General features: G+C 54.4%; 22 protein-coding genes and 3 pseudogenes. 9 read left to right on the top strand and 16 right to left on the bottom strand.

Annotated features, from left to right (window positions below):
- Positions 1–238 precede the first annotated feature (238 nt).
- The 3 genes from DYI22_RS10185 to trxC form a co-directional block, all read right to left on the bottom strand.
- Complete coding sequence (locus DYI22_RS10185; protein ID WP_213477930.1) at positions 239–1,723, bottom strand: type VI secretion system PAAR protein; 1,485 nt, start codon at positions 1,721–1,723, stop codon at positions 239–241.
- 171 nt (positions 1,724–1,894) lie between these two features.
- Positions 1,895–2,317, bottom strand: coding sequence for a glutaredoxin family protein (locus DYI22_RS10180; protein ID WP_213477929.1), 423 nt, complete (start codon positions 2,315–2,317; stop codon positions 1,895–1,897).
- 47 nt (positions 2,318–2,364) lie between these two features.
- Positions 2,365–2,805, bottom strand: coding sequence for a thioredoxin TrxC (gene trxC, locus DYI22_RS10175; RefSeq protein WP_213477928.1), 441 nt, complete (start codon positions 2,803–2,805; stop codon positions 2,365–2,367).
- Positions 2,806–2,970: 165 nt separating this feature from the next.
- On the opposite strand from trxC, the gene DYI22_RS10170 reads away from it, so the two are divergent.
- The 4 genes from DYI22_RS10170 to DYI22_RS10155 all read left to right on the top strand — a co-directional run bounded on the left by DYI22_RS10170 (position 2,971) and on the right by DYI22_RS10155 (position 7,454).
- Positions 2,971–4,455: a hypothetical protein gene (locus DYI22_RS10170; RefSeq protein ID WP_213477927.1), complete on the top strand. Its 1,485-nt coding sequence runs from the start codon at positions 2,971–2,973 to the stop codon at positions 4,453–4,455.
- A complete protein-coding gene (locus tag DYI22_RS10165) occupies positions 4,452–5,492 on the top strand; it encodes a succinylglutamate desuccinylase (RefSeq protein WP_228300953.1) in 1,041 nt (346 codons plus the stop codon). The genes DYI22_RS10170 and DYI22_RS10165 overlap by 4 nt, the downstream gene beginning before the upstream one ends.
- A 101-nt stretch (positions 5,493–5,593) precedes the next feature.
- Complete coding sequence (locus DYI22_RS10160) at positions 5,594–6,133, top strand: hypothetical protein (RefSeq protein ID WP_213477925.1); 540 nt, start codon at positions 5,594–5,596, stop codon at positions 6,131–6,133.
- Entirely contained in the window at positions 6,126–7,454 is a 1,329-nt protein-coding gene (locus DYI22_RS10155; RefSeq protein WP_213477924.1) for a hypothetical protein, read from the top strand. The genes DYI22_RS10160 and DYI22_RS10155 overlap by 8 nt, the downstream gene beginning before the upstream one ends.
- Positions 7,455–7,571: 117 nt before the next feature.
- On the opposite strand, the pseudogene DYI22_RS17705 reads toward DYI22_RS10155, so the two are convergent.
- Positions 7,572–7,880, bottom strand: a pseudogene (locus DYI22_RS17705) (gamma-glutamylcyclotransferase family protein); the annotation flags it as partial.
- A 440-nt stretch (positions 7,881–8,320) separates the two neighbouring features.
- Here DYI22_RS17705 and DYI22_RS17585 point away from each other — a divergent pair.
- Both DYI22_RS17585 and DYI22_RS17485 read left to right on the top strand, forming a co-directional pair.
- Entirely contained in the window at positions 8,321–8,380 is a 60-nt protein-coding gene (locus tag DYI22_RS17585; RefSeq protein WP_248185651.1) for a hypothetical protein, read from the top strand.
- A gap of 270 nt (positions 8,381–8,650) precedes the next feature.
- Positions 8,651–8,797 (top strand): hypothetical protein, encoded by a 147-nt coding sequence (locus DYI22_RS17485; RefSeq protein ID WP_286895402.1) that lies wholly within the window; start codon positions 8,651–8,653, stop codon positions 8,795–8,797.
- 558 nt (positions 8,798–9,355) lie between these two features.
- Here the strand turns inward: DYI22_RS17485 and DYI22_RS10145 are convergent.
- From DYI22_RS10145 to DYI22_RS10135, 3 genes are read right to left on the bottom strand one after another with little or no spacing between them, the layout of a single operon-like run.
- Positions 9,356–12,481 (bottom strand): efflux RND transporter permease subunit, encoded by a 3,126-nt coding sequence (locus tag DYI22_RS10145; RefSeq protein ID WP_213477923.1) that lies wholly within the window; start codon positions 12,479–12,481, stop codon positions 9,356–9,358.
- The gene (locus DYI22_RS10140) at positions 12,478–13,824 is read right to left on the bottom strand and encodes an efflux RND transporter periplasmic adaptor subunit (RefSeq protein WP_199455912.1); all 1,347 of its coding nucleotides are present in this window, start codon (positions 13,822–13,824) and stop codon (positions 12,478–12,480) included. Before DYI22_RS10140 ends, DYI22_RS10145 begins: the two co-directional genes overlap by 4 nt.
- Before the next feature lie 5 nt (positions 13,825–13,829).
- On the bottom strand, positions 13,830–15,149 hold the full coding sequence (locus tag DYI22_RS10135) for a TolC family protein (RefSeq protein ID WP_228300952.1): 1,320 nt from the start codon (positions 15,147–15,149) through the stop codon (positions 13,830–13,832).
- 481 nt (positions 15,150–15,630) lie between these two features.
- On the opposite strand from DYI22_RS10135, the gene DYI22_RS10130 reads away from it, so the two are divergent.
- Complete coding sequence (locus DYI22_RS10130) at positions 15,631–15,840, top strand: hypothetical protein (RefSeq protein WP_213477922.1); 210 nt, start codon at positions 15,631–15,633, stop codon at positions 15,838–15,840.
- Positions 15,841–16,342: 502 nt separating this feature from the next.
- Here DYI22_RS10130 and DYI22_RS10125 read toward each other — a convergent pair.
- From DYI22_RS10125 to DYI22_RS10105, 5 genes are all read right to left on the bottom strand, one after another.
- Positions 16,343–16,894, bottom strand: coding sequence for an ABC transporter ATP-binding protein (locus DYI22_RS10125; RefSeq protein ID WP_228300951.1), 552 nt, complete (start codon positions 16,892–16,894; stop codon positions 16,343–16,345).
- Between the two features lie 9 nt (positions 16,895–16,903).
- Entirely contained in the window at positions 16,904–17,560 is a 657-nt protein-coding gene (locus DYI22_RS10120) for an outer membrane lipoprotein-sorting protein (protein ID WP_228300950.1), read from the bottom strand.
- Positions 17,561–17,668: 108 nt separating this feature from the next.
- Positions 17,669–18,601 carry a DMT family transporter gene (locus tag DYI22_RS10115; protein ID WP_153741205.1) on the bottom strand — a complete coding sequence of 311 codons (933 nt, stop codon included), beginning with the start codon at positions 18,599–18,601 and terminating at the stop codon, positions 17,669–17,671.
- A 43-nt stretch (positions 18,602–18,644) separates the two neighbouring features.
- On the bottom strand, positions 18,645–19,295 hold the full coding sequence (locus DYI22_RS10110) for a methyltransferase family protein (RefSeq protein WP_058091979.1): 651 nt from the start codon (positions 19,293–19,295) through the stop codon (positions 18,645–18,647).
- A complete protein-coding gene (locus DYI22_RS10105) occupies positions 19,288–19,509 on the bottom strand; it encodes a DUF2933 domain-containing protein (RefSeq protein ID WP_076657107.1) in 222 nt (73 codons plus the stop codon). Before DYI22_RS10105 ends, DYI22_RS10110 begins: the two co-directional genes overlap by 8 nt.
- Before the next feature lie 381 nt (positions 19,510–19,890).
- On the opposite strand from DYI22_RS10105, the gene DYI22_RS10100 reads away from it, so the two are divergent.
- Positions 19,891–21,183 (top strand): hypothetical protein, encoded by a 1,293-nt coding sequence (locus DYI22_RS10100; RefSeq protein ID WP_199453472.1) that lies wholly within the window; start codon positions 19,891–19,893, stop codon positions 21,181–21,183.
- Between the two features lie 156 nt (positions 21,184–21,339).
- Here the strand turns inward: DYI22_RS10100 and DYI22_RS10095 are convergent, their stop codons facing one another.
- Both DYI22_RS10095 and DYI22_RS10090 read right to left on the bottom strand, forming a co-directional pair.
- Positions 21,340–22,035 (bottom strand): hypothetical protein, encoded by a 696-nt coding sequence (locus DYI22_RS10095; protein ID WP_213477920.1) that lies wholly within the window; start codon positions 22,033–22,035, stop codon positions 21,340–21,342.
- Positions 22,036–22,051: 16 nt separating this feature from the next.
- Complete coding sequence (locus tag DYI22_RS10090) at positions 22,052–22,786, bottom strand: HupE/UreJ family protein (protein WP_303293705.1); 735 nt, start codon at positions 22,784–22,786, stop codon at positions 22,052–22,054.
- 512 nt (positions 22,787–23,298) lie between these two features.
- Between DYI22_RS10090 and DYI22_RS10085 the strand changes: the two are divergent.
- Positions 23,299–23,400: pseudogene (locus DYI22_RS10085) on the top strand (metal-sensing transcriptional repressor); the annotation flags it as partial.
- A gap of 18 nt (positions 23,401–23,418) precedes the next feature.
- On the opposite strand, the pseudogene dmeF reads toward DYI22_RS10085, so the two are convergent.
- A pseudogene (gene dmeF / locus DYI22_RS10080) lies at positions 23,419–24,168 on the bottom strand (CDF family Co(II)/Ni(II) efflux transporter DmeF); the annotation flags it as partial.
- Between the two features lie 253 nt (positions 24,169–24,421).
- On the bottom strand, positions 24,422–26,005 hold the full coding sequence (locus DYI22_RS10075; protein ID WP_008169995.1) for a BCCT family transporter: 1,584 nt from the start codon (positions 26,003–26,005) through the stop codon (positions 24,422–24,424).
- Positions 26,006–26,133: the final 128 nt, after the last annotated feature.

Below are 26,133 nucleotides of genomic sequence, written 5' to 3'. Positions count from 1 at the left end.
ACTTGAGGGAGCAGACCGAAGTACCAGAAAAGTAAACACGTAGCTGCTCCTCATTAATCGGCCCAAGGGATCGTTACCCCAGATTCTTCTGTGTTCCAGCACGGAGGTGCCAGGGTTTGAGATTTTTTCCTCAATTACCGTCACCCTAGAAAATGCGAACGTAAGGATCACCAATAGCGAGACCAACCCCAGGACAATAGCGCCAGCACCGACGAATGCGGCAATGATCTGAAAATCGTCACTCCTCATCCGTCACCTCGTATATAACTTCACCGATATCTTCACCAGTATTCCCTCCAACTACACCTCCTGCGAAACCACCAGCGCCAGCCATTATGATCCCGCAAGCAATTCCACCTAATCCGCCTGTTCCGAGGCCGATCACCCCGCAGACCAATGGTCCGGCGAAAGCACCAGCACTGCCACCTATTGCAGAGCCAGACAACCGCCCACCTTCGACGTCCTTAACACGTCTGCATTCGGCTACGCGCCCGTTTGTGCAAGCGGCATGAATTTTCACTCCCGAGGCAGCAACATCCAGCCCAATCGAGAGATAACCAACACCCTTTGCATACTTGGCTCCCGTCGCCAACCTTTCGTAGTGCGTAGCGTAACCGGGTATGCCTCCAACGCCCGCAGCCTTCCAATGATGCACAATGCTTTTCGACGACAGTCCCAACGCCCGCTTCAACTTAGCGTCATCCTCCAGTGACATACCTTGGCGTGCCACGCTTCCAAGAGAAAAATCCAGCTCTTTGAAGAGCGCCTGCCGTTTCTCGAAAAAGTCCGGATGATTGAGATGACCATGCCTGCGGTAACTGTCCTGATGAAGCCGCTCAATATTCTTTAGCGTCTTCTCAATACTACCAATCTGCTTTGACACCATCACTGCGCCAGCACCTAGCCCCGCCGATCCCGTAGACGTGACAGCTTCCAGCAGATCGTGGTATTTGACGATAAACTGCGCCTCGTCCTGATCCAGCGCCCGCACCTGGGCATTTACCTGTGCTGCCACCTCCATCAGATCCGCTTCTTCCCGGGTGCATGCCATGCCCTCCGGGTCGCCCAACACGATCATCTCACCGGGCAGCACCTGGTCACTCAGGCCCGGATTCAAACGATCAAAGTGATCTGGTTTGGCAGAGGCATCACCGTAGAGGGCAGCCAACAACGCAGTTCTGCTCATAGGGCTTTGAACCACATGGAAACCCGGCTCTACGGTGGCTTCTTTTATCTCATCCCTTGAGCTCTGGGCGGCAGTGCCAGACACGACCGGTCCGCCTGCAGATGCGCTAACTGCACCACGAGCGAGCCCTTTAGAGCCAAGAGATTGAGGGGCTCCACCATCAGCATTACGAGCATAAGATCCGTCAGCCTTTGGAGCAGGCTTTGATGGCGCCGCAGAGATGCCCGAAAACGGCGCGGGCGTGAACGTATCACCAATAACGACGCTGCCACTGCCAATCGTAACGCCACCACAAGAAATCGCACTGCCAGTCACCGCCGCAGGAATGCCGTTGATCAGAACAGTAGCCGAACCGGCAGCTATCGCTCGGGGATGGGGTGGATGCTTTGGTTTGGAGTGTGGCGCGAGTGGGTCGCCAACGCGGGCAACCGGTTTGCCATCAATCAATACATCGGGGGAGCCGGCAACGACCGAGGTGGGCGGGAACCCTTGGTGATCGGTTCCCAGATCACCCAACAGCACAACGTTCTTACTCATTCCTTTGTTCCTTCTTTCCTTGAAGAATCATCCATAGATTTCAGGGCACCCTCACTGGCACCGCTAGGCATATAGTATACAAAGACTTCCCGGCCCACGGTGAGCGGCAGAATGAAACGCCGTGGCCCGGCGCCACCCGGATTGAAATAAAGCACATCGCCAACCCATTCATTACGGGGTTTGTGGGAATGCCCGGCTTCCAGCACCCGGCTCGAACTGTTCCCGCAACCATGCCCTGATGTCGTCAGACTCGTACAGCCATCGCTCGCTGCCATCATCCTGATGCATCTTCAGGCAAGGCACCTTGATCTGGCCGCCGCCAGCCTCCAGAGCGGCACGGTGCTGCGGGTCATGCTGGGCATCTCGGGTTTCGATGTTCAGGCCCAGCCGCGCGATTTCCTTGCGCACCTTGATGCAGAATGGGCAGGCTTTGAACTGGTACAGGGCGAGATCCTTGCTGGCCTCGTCGACGCGGGCTTGCTGTTCAGCGCTGCGGGTAATGCCCTTGGGCGCGCTGAGCTTTTCGCTGAGCAGCATGAACGGCGTCAGGACAAGGCGCAGGGCGCGGAAGAAATAACGAATAATGATTCTCATGGGTAACACTCAAACTCCGGCTTGAAACATCGTGAATATGACTCGGGCTAACGAATACCCAGTGATTGCAGCCACTGGCTGATCTGGGCCTGATTCATGGCGCCGCTCTGGCGAGCGATTTCCCGACCATTCCGGAACAGGATCATGGTGGGTATGCTGCGTATGCCGAACTGGCCGGACGGCCCGGGAGCAACTTCGGTGTTGAGTTTGGCAAAACGTACTTTACCGCGCCACGCCTTTGAAGCCTGCTCGAACTGAGGCGCCATTATCTTGCAGGGGCCGCACCAACTGGCCCAGAAGTCCACCAGCACCGGGACATCGCTGCGTCCGGTGTGAGCCGCAAAGTTCTGCTCCGTCAGCTCCAGCACCTGATCCGGCCAGAGAGGTTGCTTACAGGCACCGCAGTTGCCCCCGGCGGACAGCTTGTCAGCAGGCACGCGATTCACTTTGTGGCAATGGGGGCACACGAGGTGCCGGGTATCGGTCATGGTTGATCGGCCTTCGATTGTCTAATGGTTGCAATAATTAGGGCAAATGAAGGGAATTCAACCGAAGCCGTGACAACTACCCAGCACGCTCCGCGTCGCCCCACACTCGCGCGCACCTCATTTCCGCTACTATCAAGGTAAGCCAGTGCTAGAGACACAGCCGCTATGGGACTGTCGATCAAACAATCGGAATTTACCGCGGAAGAATTTGACCGGTTTGCTGCCAAGGTGCGAACGGACCTTACCGCACTCACCCGCCTTCTGGGCCGGCCCGGCTTTGGTGAGGGGGAACCTTCCATTGGTGCCGAGGTCGAGTTCTACATCGTAAACCCGGACCTGCGCGTTCAGCCGATCAACACAGAAATCGCCGCCCGCGTTCAGGATCCACAACTGACCGTTGAGCTCAACCGCTTCAACCTTGAATACAACCTCAGCCCCCAGGCCTTCAAGGGAGCCCCCTTTGCCAGAACCGAACAGGAACTGCTCGAGGCCATGCAGCGAATCAACCAGCACGCCGCGCCCTTGAATGGCGAACTGGTCCCCATCGGCATTCTACCCACGTTGTGCCAGTCCGATATGGGCGTAAAGGTGATGACCGACGAACCCCGCTACCATGCGCTATCCAACGCACTGATCCAGCAACGGGGCGAGCCCTTCAGCATTCATATCGGTGGCAACGACGTCATCGACCTGGAAGCGGACGACGTCACCATGGAAGGGGCGAACACCTCGTTCCAACTGCACTGGCGCGTTCCTGCCCACCGCTTTGCAGACTATTTCAACGCCGTGCAGCTGGTGACGCCCATTGCGCTGGCTCTGGCCAGCAACTCGCCCAGCCTGTTCGGCCACCACCTCTGGGACGAAACCCGTATCGCCCTGTTCAAACAGTGCGTCGACAGCCGCTCGCCCAACCACAGAACCTGGAAACACCCGCCACGGGTCTATTACGGCAACGGCTGGGCCCGCAGCGCCTGGGAGCTGTTTGCCGCCTCGGCCTCACTGTATCCCCCCATCCTGCCATTGATGTCGGAAGAAGATCCGATGGCGGTGATTGATCGGGGGGACGTACCGGAACTGACCGAACTGCGACTGCACCATGGCACGACGTGGCCCTGGAACCGGGCCATTTTTGATCACACTGACGGCGGCCATCTGCGCATCGAGATTCGTTCCATGCCGGCCGGACCCACGGCCGTGGATATGTGCGCGAACGGGCTGTTCATAATCGGCGCGGCGTTGGCGGTACTCGAGGATATCCGGCACCTGACGTCGATACTTCCCTTTCATTACACCGAACACAATTTCTATCGGGCCGCCAAATACGGCATTGGTGCCGACATTATCTGGCCGCACAAAGACCAGGTGCAGTTACAGGATACCCCCCTGTTGAACGTGGCCCGTGACCTCCGGCCGCGCGCGCGGGAAGCCTTGCAACGAACCGCGTTGGACGAGGCGGAGATCCACCGCCTGCTGGGAATCATCGCGGGCCGCATTCAAACCAGGATGACCGGCGCCCGATGGCAGCGCCAGATCACCGAGTCTTTTTTAAGGACACAGACTCCCGACGAGGCGTTCAAGAGTATGCTGTCTCTTTACATGGCCAATCAGAAGACAAACACACCCCTGCACGAATGGACCTTGTCGCCATGAGCCGCTCAAACATTCTGGATTATCTCAACAACCCGTCACCCCAGACCCTGGGCCGCTCGCCCCTGGAGTGGCTGAACCGGCTGCAACGGCCCACCGTAGTTCGCGTTGCCGGCCGCGATCCCTCCAGAACCCGGGCCATGGCAACGCTGCTCCACGGCAACGAACCCTCGGGGCTGTTCGCAATTCACCGATGGCTACTGGAGCAGCACACCCCGGAGGTCAACCTGCTGTTCCTTCTGGGCGGCGTCCATCCCGCGAAAATCCCACCGATATTGTCGCTGCGCCAACAGCCAGGCGGACGTGATCTGAACCGGTGCTTCAAAGAACCGTTTGAAGGAGAGGAAGGCGCCATTGCCGAGGCCATGCTGGCCGAGCTTCAGACAGCCAATCCCGAGTGCCTGCTGGACGTGCATAACACCTCAGGCACGGGCCCGGCCTTCGCTGTGACCATCACCAACGACGCTGCCCATCAAGCGCTGGCGTCGCTCTTTACCGACCGGCTGATCATGACGGATCTTCGCCTGGGTGCCCTGATGGAATATTCCGAACAGGAGGTTCCCACGGTGACCATCGAGTGTGGCGGGTCTCAGGATGATCACGCGCACCAACTGGCGTACGAAGGGCTTGTTCGGTATGCCTCACAGCCAGACGTGCTATCGCTGGAAAAAGCGGAATGGAGCGTTGCTGTACTGCGCAATCCGATTCGAGTGGAGTTGGCACCCGATGCGACTATCGAGTACCGGTTAACGCCCAGTGGGCAGGCGGACCTTACGTTTCCTCCCGACATCGAACACCGCAATTTCGGGATTGTTTCGCCGGACGAGCCTCTCGGATGGGTTGGGCAAAAAGGCCTGGACGTTCTCACGGCGATCAGCCACAACCGGACCGAGAACATGGAACAGGTGCTGCAAATCAAGGATGGGCGAATCTACCCCGCCCAGGCCCTCAAGGCCTTCATGATCACCACCAACCCGGTGATTGCGAAGAGCGATTGCCTGTTCTATGCCGTCAAAGCAACGGGCGATCCCATTTTCTAATCCCTCGCGAGCGGTCTGACCCAGAATTGATAAAATTGTAACGTAATGTATACAATCACGCCGGTCTCAATGACGACCCTGACATTTCAATGGAGCTGAACATGAAGAAGGAACTGCTGTGCCTGCCGTTGGCACTGGCGCTTGTCGCGTGCGGAGATAACGATAGCGACACCTCGAAATCCCCCTCTAAACCACCGGAAACACCTCCTGCAGTTACACTGCAATCCCTTGAGGATTCGGGAGAAATCCCAAAACTTGACCGAAGCGCATCACTGCCCGGTACGGACACCGACGCTAATGGCATTCGTGATGATATCGATGGATACATTTCCCTCCAGTTCTCCGACACCAAACAGGTTGCCGCGGCTAACCAGGCTGCCAAAGCAAATCAGTCGGTTATGAGCACAGACCTCACGAACCCAACGGCTGTTCGCCAAACCAATCAGCTGATCTCTCGCGCCACTGCCTGCATCTACGAGGCTTTTGGTGATGCCAACTCTGGCGTGGAACCGGCTGTCGTGTCCCGAAACCTTGAAGCCGTTACGTTCAACACGGAAGAGCGATTAAAACAGTACATGGAGTTCAACAAAGCGCTGGATGGTTCATCCTGGTCGTTGCCGGAGGGAAATAGTTGTGAATGAGCAAACACGGAAGTTTGTCAGCTTTGGAATGGCCTTATTGCTGGTAGCAGCAATGCCTATTCAGGCATGGGCACAAGCTGTTGAAACAAGGAACCTGTGCCGGGATTCGGGCATTATCTTTGCATTCTTTAACGGGGTGCAGACCACCAGCGCTGAAGCTCATCGTGCGATGAATGAGTTTCGCCGTATTCATGGCAACGAACGGGCCGACGGCGAGAACATTCGCTACGAGGTTATGTACAACTACACTAATGGGCTGGAAGATTTCGTAGAAACGTTTCAGCAGCGGGTACTGGAGCAGGAGCAGATACTGCAGGGCCGCTTCGAACTGGCACTAGAACTCATCAATGGTGGCGGTGCCTGGTGGGAAAAGCTGGGGCAACTGGCGACCACCCTTCCCGAGATTCGCGATGACTTCCTGGACTGGTACCGTGCATCCATTGTGGAATCACTTACTTCACTGGCAGACAATCCGCCAACCCTTAACAACTACGCAGAGCATCAATCACGTCTTGATACCTGGATAGTTGAAGGTAAACAGATAGTGATGGTCGCTCATTCACAAGGGAACCTCTTCGCCAATTCCGCTTACGATTATGCTGCATCTCAAATCGATGCCGAATCATTGAAGCTGGTACATATTGCACCAGCGACACCCATAGCCAACGGGCCTCATCGCCTCGCAGACAAAGACCTTGTCATCAACGCCCTTCGGGCTACCGGAGGTGTGCAAGACATTACTGACATCATTCCACCCTATCTGGACCGCCCGGCGGGTCTGAATGGCGAAACAGACATTTTGGGGCACGGGCTTCTTGAGATTTACCTTAACCCTGCACTGAATATTGGTGCAGCGGTTGTGGGAGATATCGAGAATGAACTGGCAGCTGTGCAACCACCAGAAATACCTGCGGAAGCCGAGACAGGGTTCTTTACCGCCACGCTGACCTGGAACGGCACTGGCGATGTCGACCTGCACGTGTATGAACCCGGCGGCGCCCATGTGTTTTACCGGACCATGAACGGACAATCCGGCTATCTGGATGTTGATAACACCACAGCCACTGGCCCCGAACATTATTTCGCATCTTGTGAAGCGGAAACCCTGCAAACCGGGACCTATCAGGTTGGCATTGCAAACTTCAGTCGTGCAGACGGCAGAACAGCGACACTGCAGATTGCCTCATTCAAAGACGGCGCGCTGGGCACCAGAAGCGTAACGCTTGGCGAGCCCACGGGCGATGCTCCCTCGCATATGATGTTTGACGTAGAAGTAACGGAAGACAGCGAAACCGGCGAGTTCGAAGTTTCCATCAGATAACCAACAAGGCAGGTCAGCTCCGGTACCTTTTGCCTGGCAAAGTGTACCGGGCGGAGCCTGCCCCCCAAGTTGGATTTTTTTGATCTTTAGCAAGAATGGCCTGTGGGTATGTGTATAAGCGTCGACGGAATTCCCGAGAGCATCCGTCACCGTGACCCGTTTTTCATCGTAACCGAAGCCCAAACCCTCAGCCTTGTCCAGCGGGCGTTTCTCAGCACGCGGTATCTCAAAAAGTGCGCCAATGACGACGTCCTCCGGATTTCCGGTAAACAGTGCGTCGCATTTTGCGGATTTGTCTTTCCTGCTCCACTTTTGAAACCGAAGGGCATGCTCAACGAGCGTGAACATACCGATTCGCTCCGCGCCTGGAACCCTCGCTCTTAATCTGAGGAGTGACATATTCGAGCCGTAAGCAAAATACTTCATGGTGCCTCTGTGTCTGCACTGATCACTTCGGAACCTGGAGTCATAATCCTAGCAAAACCTGGGCAGGTCTATTATTCCAATTTCATCCATAGATTTGTTATCGACGGCCCGGAAAAATAAATCTGTCTCGGTTTACCAGACATCGTACTAACGGGCACCTAACCTGCTCTCCTCTGGCCAACAACTCATCGTTCGGTTAGGTCGCAATGCGAACATTGGAAGCAACCAATTAACGCTTCTTCCCGCATTACTTCGAAACCTATATGAGGGAAAGCACACTTTTTCAGTATACAGCTATTTCACATTCCCCCTGAAACCACGCATAAACGGGTTGCAGTAGCCATCTGGGCAAACGGCATCCTGACTCTCGTCCAGATCGCGGAAAGGACTTTGCCGGCAGCTTGGCGCTGATTGCCGATGCTATACATAACTTCTGGGACATGGCATCGCTGATTATCGCGTTCGCGGCCCGTAAGATTGCGCGTCGCCCGGCTGAATAAAAGCTGACCTTCGGCTACGGGCGAATAAAGGTAGGTGTTGCGCTGTTAAATACACCACCTTGATCATGATAGGGCCCTACCTGATATACGAGGGTGTCATGCGGTTCCCAGATCCGCTGGAACTCAAGGGGTGTTGGGTAGTCTGACTTACATTGTTGCACTGATAATGGACGCGTTGAGCGCGCTGCTGACCTACTCAATGCAGAAGGGCAGCGTTAATATTCATGCGTTGTTTTACACAACTTGTCTGATGCGTTTGCGTCAATAGCAGTGTTTATAGGCGGAGCTCTTATCTTGCTCTACGACATGCGCTGGGTTGATTCCGCAATCACCATTGGCATGGCCAGCTATATTCTCTACCTGGACCTGACAGAAATTGGCGGGACCATCAGAACACTCATGCTGGGGAGTCCCTAGGATATCGGCACAGATTCCGTCATTGGGGCAGTATCAGACTTAGAAGGAGTTATCGACTTCACCCCGTACATTTTTGGCAGGTGGGTGAGCATGATGCCTCGCTCGACGCCCGTGTGGTTGTCGAGATGAGTGCGTGGAATGAACTTGAGAAACTCAAGGACAGGATAAAACAGGCTCTGGTGAAAGAATTCAACATAACTCATTCAACACTGGAATTTGAACACCCTGACTACAAGCACGAGGGAGCTCATACCTATGGGCATGGTTAACAGACGCGCTACGTAACATACCTTATCATGCAGAATCCAAACGAATGGCGAATCACAAAGGCACGAGGACTTCATGCAAGACATGATTGAGCGCCATCAAGTTTGCCTACCTCATCGCTGTTGTTCTCGGCCTTTTAGAGGGCCGGAAACCTCCCCAAGCAATATGATGCCAGAATATCTGCCTGGGACAATACCCAGGCTCTTGCTTTATAACAACATTACCCAGACACCAATGCATCATCAGACCTCGCCAGAATCTCGAAAGTAATATGGCGAGGTCTAGTTTTCTTTACCCTTCGGAAATACTCCTGCATTTCCAGAGATAGTAACCTACCGGTATCACCAACAGCGCCAAAATCACAGCAGATATCATCCCACCGACCATTGGTGCAGCTATGCGCCCCATGACTTCGGAGCCGGTACCAGTGCTAACCATGATAGGCACCAAACCTCCGATAATAGCAGCAGCAGTCATCATTATAGGCCGCACGCGCAATCCGGCACCATGAAGCACGGCATGGCGCAACGTCTCGCGTCTTGGAGTCGCCCCCTTCTCCTTACAGGTTTGCAACATTTCCTCGTAAGACTGGTTCAGATACACCAGCATGATGACACCAATCTCCACGGCAACGCCGGCCAGCGCAATGAAACCTACACCGACCGCAACGGAGAAGTTATAGCCCAGCAGATACATCAGCCAGATTGCACCAATCATGGCAAACGGCAGCGTACCCATGATGATGCTCACTTCCGCAAAACGACGGAAGTTCAGGAACAGCAGAATGATAATGATAGCCAGCGTCAGCGGCACCACGTAGGTCAGCTTTTCCTTGGCACGCAGCATGTACTCATACTGGCCAGACCAGGTAACCGAATAGCCCGCAGGCAGATCGAGCTCCTCGTTAACGGTAGCCATGGCCTGCTCCACATAGGTGCCGACATCAACCCCTTCAATATCCACGAAGGTCCAGCCATTGAGGCGGGCGTTTTCACTTTTGATGGCGGGAGGACCATCTTCTACCCGGATATCGGCGACATCGGCAAGCGCAATCCTTTGCCCCGTTGACGTAACGATGGGCAACTGCTCCAGCTTCTCTGGAGAATCCCGGTAGTCCTGGGGGTAACGCAGATTAATCGGGTAGCGCTCAAGCCCTTCGATCGTCCGCGATACGTTTATACCGCCAATCGCCGAAGCAACAACTTGCTGAACGTCCGCTATGTTCAGTCCATAACGGGCTGCACGTTCCCGATCGATATCCGCCTTGATGTATCGGCCGCCGGCGACCCGCTCAGAATAAACAGAGGCGGTGCCGGGGATGTCGACCATGATCTCCTCAAGGCGTTTGCCGATGTCCTGAATAATGGCAAGATCCGGGCCCGCTACCTTTATGCCAACGGGTGTTTTAATGCCCGTTGCCAGCATATCGATGCGAGTGATGATGGGCATCACCCAGGCGTTCGTGACCCCCGGGAAACGGATCAGGGTATTGAGTTCCTCCTTAAGCTTTTCGGTGGTCATCCCTTCCCGCCATTGATCCCTGGGTTTCAGCTGGATAAACGTTTCAATCATCGTTAAGGGTGCTGGATCGGTTGCGGTATCCGCCCGCCCGACTTTGCCGAATACCGTTTCTACTTCCGGTAAGGTGGCAATCAGCTTATCGGTTTGCTGCAGCAGCTGCCGGGCCTTGCCAATTGAAATACCCGGGTAGGTGGTTGGCATGTACATCAGGTCGCCCTCATCCAGCGGAGGAATGAACTCACTCCCGATCTTGGTCGCCGGCCAAAGCCCCACAGCCAGTGCCAGCAGTGCAGCCATAACCGTGGTTTTCGGGAATCGAAGGACCAGCTTCAGGGCCGGCATATAAACACCGACCAGCAGACGGTTCACGGGATTCTTGTGTTCCGGCAGCACCTTGCCACGGATAAAATAGCCCATGAGCACTGGAACCAGCGTCACCGCCAGAGCCGCACTGGCTGCCATGGCGTAGGTCTTGGTGAAGGCCAGAGGCGCAAACATCCGCCCTTCCTGCGCTTCCAGCGCAAACACCGGCACAAAACTAACAGTAATGATCAGAAGCGAGAAAAACAGCGCTGGTCCGACCTCAGAGGCCGACCTGGCCACGACCTCCCATCGGTTCTCAGGGGTTAACGGGGTCCGCTCCATATGTTTGTGCATGTTCTCGATCATGACGATGGCGCCATCGATCATCGCCCCGATCGCAATCGCAATCCCCCCGAGGGACATAATATTGGCGTTGATTCCCTGCCAGTACATGACAATAAAGGCCGCCAGAATGCCAACCGGCAGGCTGAGAATCGCCACCAACGACGAGCGAACGTGGAACAAAAAGATGATGCACACCAGGCCCACCACCAGAAACTCTTCAAGCAGCTTGAACCCGAGATTATTCACCGCCCGCTCAATCAGACCGGAGCGATCATAAACCGTTACCACCTCGACACCTTCCGGCAAACTGGATTTCAGTTCCTCCAGTTTCGCCTTCACGCCATTGATGGTTGCCTGGGCGTTTTCACCGAAGCGCATCACTACTATGCCACCGACGGTCTCGCCTTCGCCATTCAGCTCAGCCACCCCGCGCCGCATCTGCGGCCCAATCTCAACAGTGGCCACGTCTTTCAGGAGCACGGGGGTGCCGTTGTCATCAAGCCCCAACGGAATCGACAGCAGGTCCTCACGGGACTGGATGTAGCCGGACGTGCGCACCATGTATTCCGCCTCCGCCATCTCGATGACGGAGGCGCCCACTTCCTGGTTTCCTCTCTTGATGGCGTTCTGGATGTGAGCCAGAGGAATACCCAACGCCCTGAGTTTTTCCGGGCTGACCTTGACCTGATACTGCTTCACCATGCCACCAAGCGCGGCCACTTCGGACACGCCTGGCACTGTTTGGAGTTCGTATTTCAGAAACCAGTCCTGCAGGCTGCGCAGCTGGCTCAGATCGTTGTTCCCGGTGCGATCCACCAGAGCGTAGAGGTAAACCCAGCCAACCCCGGTTGCGTCCGGCCCCAGTTGCGGGCGGGCCGAGTCTGGAAGGCTCGGGGCCACCTGGGACAGGTACTCCAGCACCCGGGAGCGAGCCCAGTACATGTCGGTGTCTTCATCGAAGATCACATAGACGTAGGAGTCCCCAAAGAAGGAGTAACCCCGGACCGTCTTGGCACCCGGCACCGACAGCATGGCGGTGGTCAGTGGATAGGTCACCTGGTCTTCCACCACTTGTGGTGCCTGGCCCGGAAAGCTGGTTTTGATAATGACCTGCACATCCGAAAGATCCGGCAGCGCATCTACCGGCGTCTTGCTCAGCGAGTAGAGGCCAAGCCCTGTAATAAGCAAGGTGGCCAGCAATACCAGAAATCGATTACGAACAGACCAGTGAATGATGGCTGCGATCATGATTCGCCTCCGCCATGATTCATGGAACTATGGTCCATCGCCTCAGGTTCGCTTTTGGGCTCCGCTTTCTCCGGATCCATGACGTGCCCCGAATGATCCATCTGTGAATCCATGGCGTTGCTGCCTGATGCCGACATTCGCTGGAAATCCGAAGTCTTGCTGGACTCGGAGTCGATCAGGAACTGCGCAGAGGTCACCACGGTATCGCCAGGCTTAATGCCTTCCAGTATTTCTGCGTACTTGTCGCCAATCCGCCCTACCGTGACGTTGACGGACTTGAAGGCACCCTGTTCCAGCGCCACCACCAGACGGTCGCTTTGTCCAGTGCGGATGATCGATTCACGCGGCACCAACAGGCGTCTTTGCCCACGATCCCCCTGGACCTCCAGGCGAGCAAACATGCCGGGCAGCAAAGCTCCGTCGGAATTGTCAAACCGCATCCGGACCCGGGCCGTCCGGGTTTCCGGATTAACCTCGGGATACACATAGTCCACTTTTCCGCGCCACTGGCGCCCGGGCATGTAATCCAGGGTCATCATCACCCGGCTATCGCCCTCCACGGCCGAGAGCTGGCTTTCAAATACCTCGCCAATCACCCAGACTTCATCCAGTGCAGCAATCGACAAAACCCGGTCTCCGGGCTTTATGAACATGCCCTCGCGAACGTTCAGATTGTCGACAACGCCCGAGCTTGGGGCGTATACGGTCATCGTTCTCTGTATGTTTCTTGTCTGGCGCAGCTGCCGTATCAGGCTAGCCGGCACATTCAGAGCAGCCAACCGTTCCTCAGCGGCATTGATCAGTCGCTGATTCCCCCGGTTCAGTGCCAGGAGCAACTCCTCCTGAGCATTGACCAATGTGGGTGAATAGAGGGTATACAGAGGCTTGCCTTTTTCGACTGGTTCCCCCTCAGCTTTCACGTAGAGCGCTTCGATCCAGCCCTCTACTCTGGGATGCACGTGGGCCATCTCATCTTCGTTATATTGGACGTAGCCCACAGTAGTGATGGTGTTCGGCAAGCGTCCCTGGATGACGGGCTCGGTGCGAACTCCCAGGTTGTTGACCACGGCAGGCGAAATACGAACGGTACCGGCCGGGTCGTCAGCTGACCCGGCATCCTCAAACACTGGAATCAGGTCCATCCCCATAGGTGATTTCCCGGGTTTGTCGCTTTTAAAATTAGGGTCCATGGGCGCCACCCAGTAGAGCGGCTCCTTTTCCTCGTTACCGACCCCATCTACGGTTGGATCTGAAACCATTCCCGGTGCCAGCCAATAGGCGGCACCGACGCCAGCGATCCCGCCGAGCACTATAAAGCCCAATGGACGAATGAAATTAGCCATGATGATCAATCCTGCAAATCGGTCATTGAAAAGGAGGGAATGTTTGAGGCTTCCGTGGTCAAATAACGGAAACTTGCCAGAGTTTTGGCCCGCTCGGCCATCATCTGGATCAATTCGACCTCGGCATTGAGTTCGGAGATCCTTGCGCGTACCGCCTCAGCAAAATCACCGTCGTCATTGTTATAGGCGGTCAGCGAGGCATCGGCCTGCTCTTCCATCTGCGGAAGAAGAGTTTGCTGATACAAGTCAATCCGATCATCCAATCGCTCAATGCGGGCCAACGCCGAGCGCGCCTTCGCCTTGAGCGATCGGATTCTCAGAACCCGATCCGTTTTTTCGGCTTCCAGTCTGGCTGCAGACGCGTTGAGCCGTCGGTCTTGCCGGCTTCCTGTGAATATGGGCAGGTCAAAACCGATACCAATAGAAAACAGGTCTGCCCTGTCCTGGCCGTTCGGAGCTCGGTCACGGTAACCATATTGTGCGAAGACCGACCACTCTGGTTTGTAGGCTTCCCTGGCAAGGTCTACGTCAATGCCCTGTACATCAATCAGTTGATCTGTGGCGCGAACCGACGGGTGACGGATGACAGACTCCACACTGGTCTCCGGCCAGCTGCTGGAAACATCTGCCAATAACAGAGGAGGAATGTTTTCGGCGACCGAGAGCTGGGCCCGCCTGGAACCGATCCATTCCCCTAGAGCTTCTCTGCTGGAAGCCAACTGAGTATGCAAAGCGGTCAGCCGATCTTCAAGCCGAGTCAATTCCAGCGAAGCACGAATAACATCTTGTTGTCTGGAGCCCATTGTCGCGGAGGTATATCCAGCTTCCGCAACATCCGCCAATTGCTCGAACAGCCCCCGGTTCTGTTCAATGAGGCGGATGCTTTCCTGGGCTTTCCAAAGATCGAGCCATAGGTGGGTCGCCGTTTCGGTGACCTGCGCACGACGATTCTGTCGGAGGTAAGGCTGTACACCGGCCAGTTCTTCTTTCTTTGCGCTAGCCAAGCGGCGGCTGTCTCCACGAGGAATTCGCTGTGTAATGCCAATCATGCCCTGGGTCATGGGCTCTTGCCCGGTATCAAAAGTATCCAGAGGCAGATTTGCCGCGCCGATCGTTACCCGGGGATCGGGAAGCGCGCCCTCAGCAACAGACTCCTCCATCAACGCATTTTGTTTATAAGAGCTTTGGCCAAGCCAGGGATCGTTTTCAGTTGCTGCTTCGATGACACTCATGAGCTCCAGTCTGGGCTGGGCCCACGCAGAAATGCTGCTAAACAGCAACACACCCAAAATAGTCTGCTTAGTAAAAAAGGTGCGGATGGACAACTTGAGATCTCCGTGGAAAGCATATAAGAGCGCTTATATTAGATCTCAAAGCTGAAACGAAGCTGAAATTAAGTGCGCACAAATTTTATATTGATCTGGCTCAACTATTTTTATCACTAACAAAAGTTATCAAATCGTTAATAAACTTTTTTTGTTTTTTCAGTCAGGTTTCAGGAACTAATGATCTAATGAAACCATCAACCAAACAGGAGGTGAAACTATGAAATCATTAATAGTATTCGCCGCAGCAGCGACTCCACAAAGAAATGACACGCTATGGATTGTCAGAAGTTGGAATGGAGGCGCGAAGACAGATGATAAGTGAAGAAGGACGAGCCTACCATCGTGCTTTAGAGAAGAAACAAATGGAGCAGAAGGTAACGTACAGCAAATGATAACAGAAATACCGCTGGTGGGCATCAGCGGTATCTACTAGAGGCCCAGTTGCATGGGCCTGGAGCAACAAATCAAGGAGTTCGTCATGAAGAGCATCATTACAGCCATAGCAATGACAGCACTGTTTAGTTCCTTTGCCTACGCCGATTCTGGCTTAGCCGACAGGATTAACGAGGCAAGGAGCTATCCGAACAAGACCGTGGAAACCGTTGACAGGCAAGAACTCCGCCTGAAACATCAAAAATTACACAAGCAGATGAAGGAGGCGGGAATAGCAGATTCAAGTGACGACTAGTACGTTCCGCTTAGGCAGAGCTAACAAGCGAAGCTTGCTTCTCATACAAAGAACGTTGCCAGTCATGAAAATAGCATGACTGGCTATAGTATTGATTTACTGGAATCTCGGCGCTAAATTTATTACCGTACCGCAAACCTTAAAATGTCAATAGATGTATATTTGACTTGCGCCTTGACTATCATCTTCTTCATTAGTCAATATTAATAATCGAGATTCTCCTTTAGATTTAACATACGAAAAATCAATAATAAAGGAACTTAACTCATACATGGGGAAAACTGTAAACCCCGATTCGAGCTCACTATTATCCCAGCGGGCTCTGATTAACATATCTGACCCTGAAGCGGGAGCTAACCCAGAAAAACCCGACCTTCTCTTTCTGAGATAGGTCAAAACAGATCCATTATTAACGACCACCTTCCTGGGAATAGACAGATGCTCCTCGTTAACGGAAAAGGCGTAATCAGGTGATGTAGTGATTTCCCTATCCTCCAAGCGTTTAGTTAGCCTTGGCGACGAAACCTTGCCCAAGTCTAGCCGTGGGCTCGTCGGCCAGGACAATGGCGGGCTTGCTGACAATCGCCCGCGCCACCGCGACACGCTGTTGCTGGCCGCCAGACAGTTCATGGGGCAGCCGCCGCTCCAGCCCTTGCAGACCGACCTCCACCAAAATACGCTGGGCCTCGGCGCGGCGCTCCCGGAACGGCACTCCCCGTAGCATCAACACGTACTCGACATTCTCCTGCGCCGACAGCACACCGATCAGGTTGTATTCCTGAAAGACAAAGCCAATCTTCCACAACCGCAGAAGGGTCCGCTTCTTGCGGCTGAGCCCGGTGATTTCCTTGCCCGCCACCTGAATGCGCCCGCTATCCGGCTCATCCAGGACTCCAATCTGATTCAGCAGCGTGGTCTTGCCCGACCCGGATGGGCCCACCAGGGTTGTGAACTCCCCGGCATCGATGGTGACTGACACCTCATCGAGTGCCTTGACGGCTATGGAATCCTGACGGTAAACCCGCGACGCTTTTTCCACATTGACGATGCTCATACCAGGCCCTCACTGTGGGTTACGCAGCCGGCGCAATGAAAACACCTCTTCATCGATCGGCAGGTCGAATTCAATAGAGTCAATCGTGATCACCGTGCGGGACTCGGGGTTATCGGCGTCCACCATCGTCCAGCGGGTGGGTATCCGCCGCCCATCCATGGTTTCGATCTGCTCATAGGTCATGCGTTTGACGATCTGATCGCGCTCGTCGTAGTAGGCAAGCGAAACCGGGATCGAGTCCTCCCGAACATTGAATTCAAGACGGCTCCACACTACCGAGGCATCAGGTCGGGGCGTCGAGACAACACGATACACAGGCACCTCACCGGAATCGTCGGTTTCGACCAATTCGTGGGTGTAGTCCTCGACGAACGAGCTTTCCTTGACCAGGTCGTCGTTGCTGAAGTTGGAGCCCATCCATGGCTGGAGCATCATCGACGGTGGGATCTTGATGGTGCGATCAACTTTGGGCAAGTAATTCCACATGGCATCGCCGATGCGCAGCGAGCCGATGCCGGCCTCTTTTTTGGGCGCGTGAATGCGAATCAACGTATGCTCCGGACGATTCATCCAGGCTTCCAGTTCCAGTGTGCGAGTCCAATACTCAGACTCGATCCGCATAGTGAAACGCCCGTGATTGCTGTCGGACCACAGAGTCTGTTCCATGCCTTCAATCAAGGAAACTGCCGAGGGAGGGCCCGCGATAAGCCGACCTGATGCGGCAAACAAAAGGAGAACGCTAATCCAGACTCTCATTGACTACTCCCTTTTCTACTATGAGCTACGGATCACCTTTGCCTGTTCCCCGACAGCGGAACCGCTTGTTGTTTTCCGAGGCGCTTTGACAACGATCACCAAGCCGACAATTGTGATTCCTATCCCGATCATCTCCAGTGATGTGAAAGTTTCGCCGAACAAAAGCATTCCGATAGCGAGACCGAAAACAGGCGTTAAAAAAGTAAACGAATTGAGGCTGTTCAAGGGCGCGCTGGCGAGCAAGGCATACCAGAGCACAACCATCATTGCCGTTGCCGGAATGGCCAGAACGAACATGGCCGTCGTAAATGACCAAGTCCAATCAATCTCGAAGCCCTCGCCCAAGCTCACGGATGCTATTCCCAGAAACACTGAACCTATGACAAGCTGGATGCCCATTGACCAATAGATATCATCGCTGCCGGCCTGGTATTTAAGCAGCACATTTCCAATGGCGGTTCCGATGGCTCCACCAAGAACATAGACGGCCCCTGAAAATCTGGCGTTACCAAACTCCATCTCTGGCATCGCTAGCACCACAACACCAATAAAACCAATCAAAAGGCCCACAAACACACGCCCGGTCACCACCTCTCGAACGATAAAAAACGAAAGAACCGCCGCAAACAGTGGTTGCGCATTGGCCAGAACCGTTGCAAGCCCCGGTCCCAGCTTGCCAGCACCGAGAAACATCCCTCCAAGCCCCATACCCGTGTAACTGAGGCCAATTACGGCCAGCATTAGAAGCTGGCGAAGCGAATAACTGGGCCGACCATCTTTTGTAAAAGCGATCAGAATCAGACACAACCCTGCCAACAATGCGCGTAAAGCGGCAAAAAGCAAAGGTGGCGCGTCCGGCAACCCCACCACAATAAAAGGAAAGCAGATCGCCCAAAGAAAGGCGACAAGAACCATCCCAGCGACTGCACGTATCGAAAGTGATTGGTTCACCAACGGCTCCTTTATCTACCCATCAAATGAGTAGAGCTTTTGTTCAAGCTTGCCGCCCCAATCCGCGCAATCGCGGCAAAAACCTGGGAGTGTTGTCTGCATAGTGTCTCCAGGCTTCCCCGAACGTTTCTTCGGCTTCCCGTTCCTCACTGATCGATAACCGTGAATACATCCAGAGCAAAACCGGGAACATCGCCAGGGTTAACAGAGTCGGCCACTGCAGCAGGAAGCCAAACATTATCAAGACAAAGCCGACATACTGTGGATGCCGAACATACGAATAGAGACCTGTCGTAGCCAGCTTTCGCTCTTTTTGCGCCGCGTACAAGGTTCGCCACCCGGCGGCAATCAAGTAAAAACCTCCACCAATAAACACCGTACTCAACAAGTGGAAGGGGCCGAAATGGGGAGAACCCTGCCAACCAAAAAGCATTTCAAGCAGGTGCCCGCTATCGTGGGCAAGCCAATTTACATCGGGGTATTGAGTCTGAAGCCAACCGGATAGAAAATAGAGTGTCAACGGGAACCCATACATCTCAGTGAATAATGCCACGAGAAACGCGCTGAACGCGCCGAAGGATCGCCAGTCTCGTTGGGTCTGTGGCTTAAAAAAACTGAAAGCGAAGAAAATAAAGATCACCGAATTTAGAACCACCAGCCCCCAAAGGCCGTAGTCGGACGAAGCATCAGTCATCGCGTTGGCCTCCGTTTTTGCCTTCTGGTTGATCGTGGTGGTTGTGGCCACCGTGACTCCCATGCCCTCCGTGCATAAACATATGAATAAACGGGCATGCAAGAAGGATTAACCACGGCAGAGCACCCAGAAGGTGAACCTTATGTTCGCCCCAGAGTAAAACCAAAGCGATAACCGCAAAAATTGCCAACGTAATCTTGAAACGCTTATCCATATAGAATCCCTTTGGGAAAAGCTTATCAGTGGGGCTTACTGGCTAGTAAGCCTCAAGCGATATTTGGTGACCTATCCCGTCCAAAGAAACGTCATCAATAATTTCCAGAGAGCCCGGATCAAGCACCCAGAGCCTGGCTTCGGCCCGACTGGTGATCAAAAGGCTGCCATCGACGGGAGAGACCGCCGCCCATTGTGAGATTCGAAGATAGATGGCAAGCACCAATTTACCTAGCAGTAGTTCAACACGCGGAACTGAAACAGACCTGAAAACAGACACAAGATGTGGATCTATTTGACGCAAATCACAAATGCAAGATAGATTCTTCGAGCATTAAGTAAGCCGTTTCAACCATTGCAAACCTCGAATGACGGACTCCAGATGCCGGAACCTATTTATGAGAACAGACGAATAGCAAACAGCCGGGCCAACGAACTCAACCGCCAATGCTACTGCATCACTCTTGACCGAATAGCCCTCAACAAGAGCCTCCACAACCAGCTTTCAGATGCTGGAAGCGAACTGTCAACGCTCCCGGAGTTCGATCACCTTTTTTCAAACACACCGGTTTTCGTACCCCGAGCCGACATAGCGGAGATGGAGAGGATCGTTCAGTCGATTGAAGCGGCCTCAGAGCTTCCCTCGTACCGAGAACGAGTACTTTCCTGGGCACCGGAAATCGCACAGTTCAATCCAGGGCCCATCGGGGCGTTCATGGGCTATGATTTTCACATGGGTCCCGACGGCCCCCGGCTGATCGAAATCAACACCAACGCCGGTGGCGCCTTCCTGAACCTTGTCTTGTCGAGAGCCCAGCGCAATTGCTGCGACCCATCTCAACAACCCACAACACCCCAGCAGCCGCTCGACGGATTCGAGGACGCGGTGTTCTCAATGTTCAAACAGGAGTGGCAAAGCCAGCACGACAATTTCGGGCCCAGTTGCCTGGCCATAGTAGACGATGCCCCAAAGACACAATTTATGTTCCCCGAATTCCAGTTGGCCCAACAGATTCTCCGAGCCAAAGGAATTGATACATTGATACTCGATCCACAGGAGCTTCAGTATGCCGGCGGTACGCTGACAGCCCGCGGTAAGCCCATTGATATGGTCTACAACCGCCTGGTGGACTTCGCATTGGACGCCGCGCCCCATGCGGCATTAAGGCATGCCTATCTGGATGGCGCCGTGGTGGTAACGCCTAATCCCCATGTGCACGCTGTGCTGGCTGACAAGCGAAACCTGGCCCTGCTATCCGCACCCCACTCCCTTCGAGACTGGGGGCTCAATGAGGCCGATGCAGGCTACCTGGAGAGAGCCGTGCCGAAAACCAGGCAGGTTTCGAGGAACGACGCGGCTGAGTTGTGGAGTGCGCGACGTCATCTGTTCTTCAAGCCGGTTGCCGGCCATGGCAGCAAAGGCGTCTACCGGGGCGACAAACTAACCCGGCGCGTTTTCGAGAACATCCTGAATGGTGGCTACATCGCCCAGGACCTTGTCCCCGCTGGAGAACGAACCCTGAGAATTGACGATGCAGTAGTCACCCGAAAAGTCGACATTCGGCTGTATACCTACGCCGGCAAAAGTATGCTGGTTGCGGCGAGGATATACCAAGGCCAGACAACCAATTTTCGTACCCCCGGAGGTGGATTCGCTCCGGTTTTTCAGGTGTGATTATTACCTTTTCAATGAGCCAATATTTGATCGCATTAATGAAGAATTCCAGATTTTTGGTTTAGCGAACTGTAGAACATTAAGTTACTTAAGCACGGTCCGGACCTATGAAGACATAGGCCCGGAGACCCCTCGGCGCTTATTCGTTGGTGAACGTCACAACATCTTTTTAAACTGCCCGTAGTCTCCTCCGGTACGCAGTACCAGAGTGATGTCGTTGTCGTTCCGATTTCTGAAGAACCAGCCGTGATTGCCGGTAAAGGCTGCTTCCAACTCGCCCTCGTCTTCAGGCACGCCCCGACCTTTTTCGTAGGAAATTGACTGACCACTTCCATCACCATGGGTATCGAAGTTGATCGGGCCACCCTCTGATACCCAGGAGAATCGGGCTGTAGCGCCTTCCTCCATAGTAAGTTTGAACTCTGTGCCTTCTCCCGGTGTGAGAACCACGCGCACTTCATCCTGCCACTGCGGTTCCACAACTTCTGGTGCAGGCGCAGGTTCTGGCTCGGCAGGTGCAACTTCTGCTTCAGGCGAGGGAGCTGGCTCCTTAACGGCTTCAGCCACGACAGGTTCTTTGACTTCCGGGGCCTCTCGCTCAGTTGAGGATTGAACAGCAACCATCTGAGCAGCTTGGTCAGCAGCAGCCTCTTCGGCGAGCTGCTCCTTGATCTCACCCATTTCAGTCAGGCCCAAAAGGCGACCTGCGCCGGTTGGGTCCAGGGCGTATTCGGCGGGCATGACCACGGTTACAAGCAGAACCAACGCCACAATTGCCGCAATGATGGTTGATCGAACCAGCTTGGCAGTGCTGGGCAGTTCTTCACGGTTGGGTATATCGGTGTTGTACATAAAAAAATCTCCAGAATCAGGCGACAAAGTAACCGGTAAGCTGATAGCCAAAGAGCAGAAAACCTGCACTCATCATGGCCACGTTGGCGGTGTAGGCATGGCGGAAAAAGCCGTCGGTTTTTCGCCAGAAGCTGATTGCAATCAGGATCATGGCCAGGGCGATCAACTGTCCAATTTCCACGCCCACGTTGAAGGCGAGGAGGTTCGGAATCAGGCCGTCCGGCGAGATGTCGTATTCGATGATCTTGGTGGACAGGCCGAAACCATGGAAGAACCCGAAAATCAACGTGGCGGCCTTGGTGTTGGGCTGGAAGCCAAACCACCGCTGATAGGCACCGATGTTGTCCAGCGCCTTGTAGACGATGGACAGACCGATAATCGCATCAATGAGGTAGCTGTTGATGCCCACGTTGAAGTACACCCCCAGCAACATTGTGGTGGAATGCCCGAGGGCAAACAGGCTCACGTAGATCGCGATGTGCTTCATCTGGTAGAGGAAGAAGATGACACCCAGCAGGAACAGCAGGTGGTCATAGCCGGTGACCATGTGTTTGGCCCCCAGGTAGATGAACGAAATAAGGTTTATCCCGGTAATTTCCTGGATGTACCCCTTGTCGCCCTGAGCCACGGCATGGGCGAGTACGTCGGTACTCAGCCCCAGCAAGCCCAAAGTCAGAAATATCCAGAGTAGGCGATTACCTGTGCTCGTTGAGGACACACCACGGCATCGGCCTGTCAAGTTTGACAACATAAAGACTCCAATCGAATGTGTTTTCTTGGGCCGCCTCAGCGGCAAGAATCAAGCGGAAAGGAGAGCTTTTGGAGGGCGTTCAAGCCGATAGCGCAAACTGCGGGGAGAACCTCCGACAAAGGGCACGGGCTGCCGGAGAACGGTCAGGCTTTGGGAAACAAACGGAACCCTGAGGTGGTCCACGGTCTCGTGGGTATGATTGCCAGCATCATGATGCACTGATGATGTCTCTGGCTCTTCGTCAAAATCATGGGTGTGTCCATGCGCACCATGACTGCTCGCTTGGCCGTCAAACTGCGATTCCCAGTCGCCTGCCAAGTTGGCCACACCATGAGAGAATGACTCGCCAACCACCGATAGTGACAGGCCCGCCAATGCAAGGAGTATGACGAGCGTTGGAAGCAGTTTTCTCGGGTGAATGGCCGAAATCATCAATCTACTGCGTCGAGTCTGTGGTTGGATTTCAACGAGAACGGAGGATACCATCCCCCCGTGGGGGATAGGAATTAAAAATGGTAAATGATCACACGCATCAATCTCACCCGAACATTATCAAACGTCTGAAGCGGGCAAACGGCCATCTTGAAAGCGTGATTGGCATGATTGACCAGGGACTGGCAGTGTGCCTGAATGCGCTTTTTATAGACTGTAGGCGACTCGGGCTGATGCGAGACGACTGAGACAATAGCCGCATGAATGTTTGGGCCTATCGCCCACACATGCAGATCACTGACTTTGGCATCGTCGTCTTCGACGGCCTGTCTGACGGTTTCCTCCATGTCCTGATGCTGCTCGTCGAGGAGGACCTTTGAGGTCTCTTTCAGCAGATGCCAGGACCAACGGGTTACCAGAATCGCACCGATAATCCCCATCATCGGGTCCATCCAGTTCCACCCGGCATATTTACCCGCCAGAAGGGCAACAATAGCAAGGACTGACGTCAGCGCATCCGCAAGTACATGAAGGTAGGCCGCACGGCGGTTGTGGTCATGGTGATGATGGTGGTGACCGTGATCATGGCCGTGACTGTGACCATGATCATGGCCTGCATCCCCCAGTATCCAGGCTGACACCCCGTTGACCACCAGGCCAATGATGGCCACAAAAATAGCCCCATCGAAAGAAATGGGGACGGGCTGAATAAAACGCCCGACGCTCTCGATGACCATGTAGAGCGCAAAGACAGCCAGCAGAATCGCGCCGGTAAAGCCGCCCAGCGCATTGACCTTCCCCGTCCCGAAAGAGAACCTGGCGCTGCCCGCGTTTTTCCTGGCATACGCATAGGCGAAGGCGGCAATACCCAGAGCCACCGCGTGCGAACCCATGTGCAGGCCATCAGCCAGCAAAGCCATTGAGCCATAAACGATCCCGGCCAGGATCAAAACCAGCTTTTGACCTATCCCCCCTGGGGGGATGGCATGAGAATGCTACTGTAGCCAGATGGCTTCAACAACCTTGACAGAGGGGGCAGTGTCCAATTCGGCATACTCTCACCCTCCCCCCGATGAAGACGAGTAAACCAAGGTGCTATCGCTTTCCAACATGGCTTACGATCTGGAAGACCTCATCAGCCCTGCGCTCACGGGGCCAGGGGTCATGTCGCTGAACCTGGTTGTGAGCTTTGCAGGGGGGCAGTCATGCCTTATCCGATCCGGTCCATGGCTCAGCGGCCCGGTGTTGCTTACAACCCTCCCGGGGTGCCGTCAGCGGCTCATGATGCAGCGCCTTCAACAGGCCAGCTGTCATAGCAACGATAACCAGCGAGAATGGCAGGGCCGCGAGGATGACCGCATCCTGGAGGACGGCAATACCTCCCGCCACTAGCAATACCGCGGTCAATACTCCGTTGCCAATGGCCCAGCCTGCTCTCGACGCCTTGGGAGGCTCAAGCTGCCCTCCTGATAAAATGATATTGACCACCAATGCGCCGGAGTCAGCAGACGTTATAAAGTAGATGCTGATAAGGAGCGTTGCCACCAGACCCATCAAAAATTTAATTGAGTCAGTCGTCTGCAGGTGCTCAATGGTCGCGAAAAGTGCATAGGCGATGTCTTTATTGACCGCCTCAACAATTCCGCCACCCCCGAATAGCTCGCTGTGGAGTGCAGCGCCCCCCATCACCGAGATCCATACAAAAGTCACCAGCGTTGGTAAGAGAAGAACCCCGAAAACAAACTCTCTCAGGGTTCGGCCGCGGGATATCCGGGCGATAAACAACCCGACAAAAGGTGACCAGGCCAGCCACCAGCCCCAGAAAAACACCGTCCAGGTCGATTGCCAATTTCCCGGTTCATTGGCGCCAACATAGAATGTCATGATCAATAGACTATCCAGGTAACCGCCAATTTCCTGCACCAACAACCCTGCCATGTAATCAAAGGGGCCAATAATCATAAAGGCGGCGAGTAAAATCAGCGTTAGCCAAAGATTTACCTCACTCAATATTTTCACGCCCCGCCTGACCCCAGAAACCACCGAAATCGTCGCGATTACAGTAACCACGGCGACCACCGACAGCTCCACCCAAAGAGACGCCTCCACGGAGAAAAGCCACTTGAGCCCCGTGCCAGTCTGACGGGCTCCCAGCCCCAGCGTCGTCGCCAGACCAAATACAGTCGCAAAAACAGCGAGCGCGTCAACGACGTGCCCCCAAAAGCCAAAGATTCTTTCACCAATAAACGGGTACAGCGCTGATCGAGGCGCGAGCGGGAGATCATGGCGATAGCTGAAGTATCCGAATGCAATCGCGACCAACGCAAAAATAGCCCATCCGTTCAGCCCCCAGTGGAAAAACGACAATTGAATTGCAGTAGACGCAGCGGAGGGAGTAAAGCCCTCCGAAGTAAAAGGGTTACCCTGAAAGTGCATGATTGGCTCGGCGATGCTCCAGAACAGCAGCCCCACACCCGTGCCGGCCGCAAACAGCATCGCCAACCAGGGAAAAAGCCGGTATTCCGGTTGTTCGTAGTCTTTACCAAGGCGCACGTTCTTGTAACGCCCCAGCCCTAGCCAAATAACAAATGCCGTCAGAAACGCAACCAGTGCCACATACCACCAGCGCAGCAGACCATCCACGTACGAGGAAACATAATCAAGCGCATACGCAAACTCAGACTGCCAGATCAGCGCGCCAGCAAGGGTCAAACCAATGGCGCCAATGCTGAATAGTGACGGCAAGATGGGTTGTTGGAGATGGCTATTGCCTTTTTCGTTCCACATGATGATTAGCCTTTTATTATGCCCTGGTCTGCCAATAGCGATGCTCGTATAAATTACGAAAAATGCTGCAGTTATTATCTGAATTCACGACCCCAGGAGAGCGGTACCAAGTCTCATCCTCAGCATCT

It is taken from the genome of Marinobacter lipolyticus, assembly GCF_018424605.1.
Taxonomy (GTDB): Bacteria; Pseudomonadota; Gammaproteobacteria; order Pseudomonadales; family Oleiphilaceae; genus Marinobacter; species Marinobacter lipolyticus_B.
Note: the sequence above shows the minus strand (reverse complement) of the source record. Positions and strands in the feature narration are given on the sequence as shown.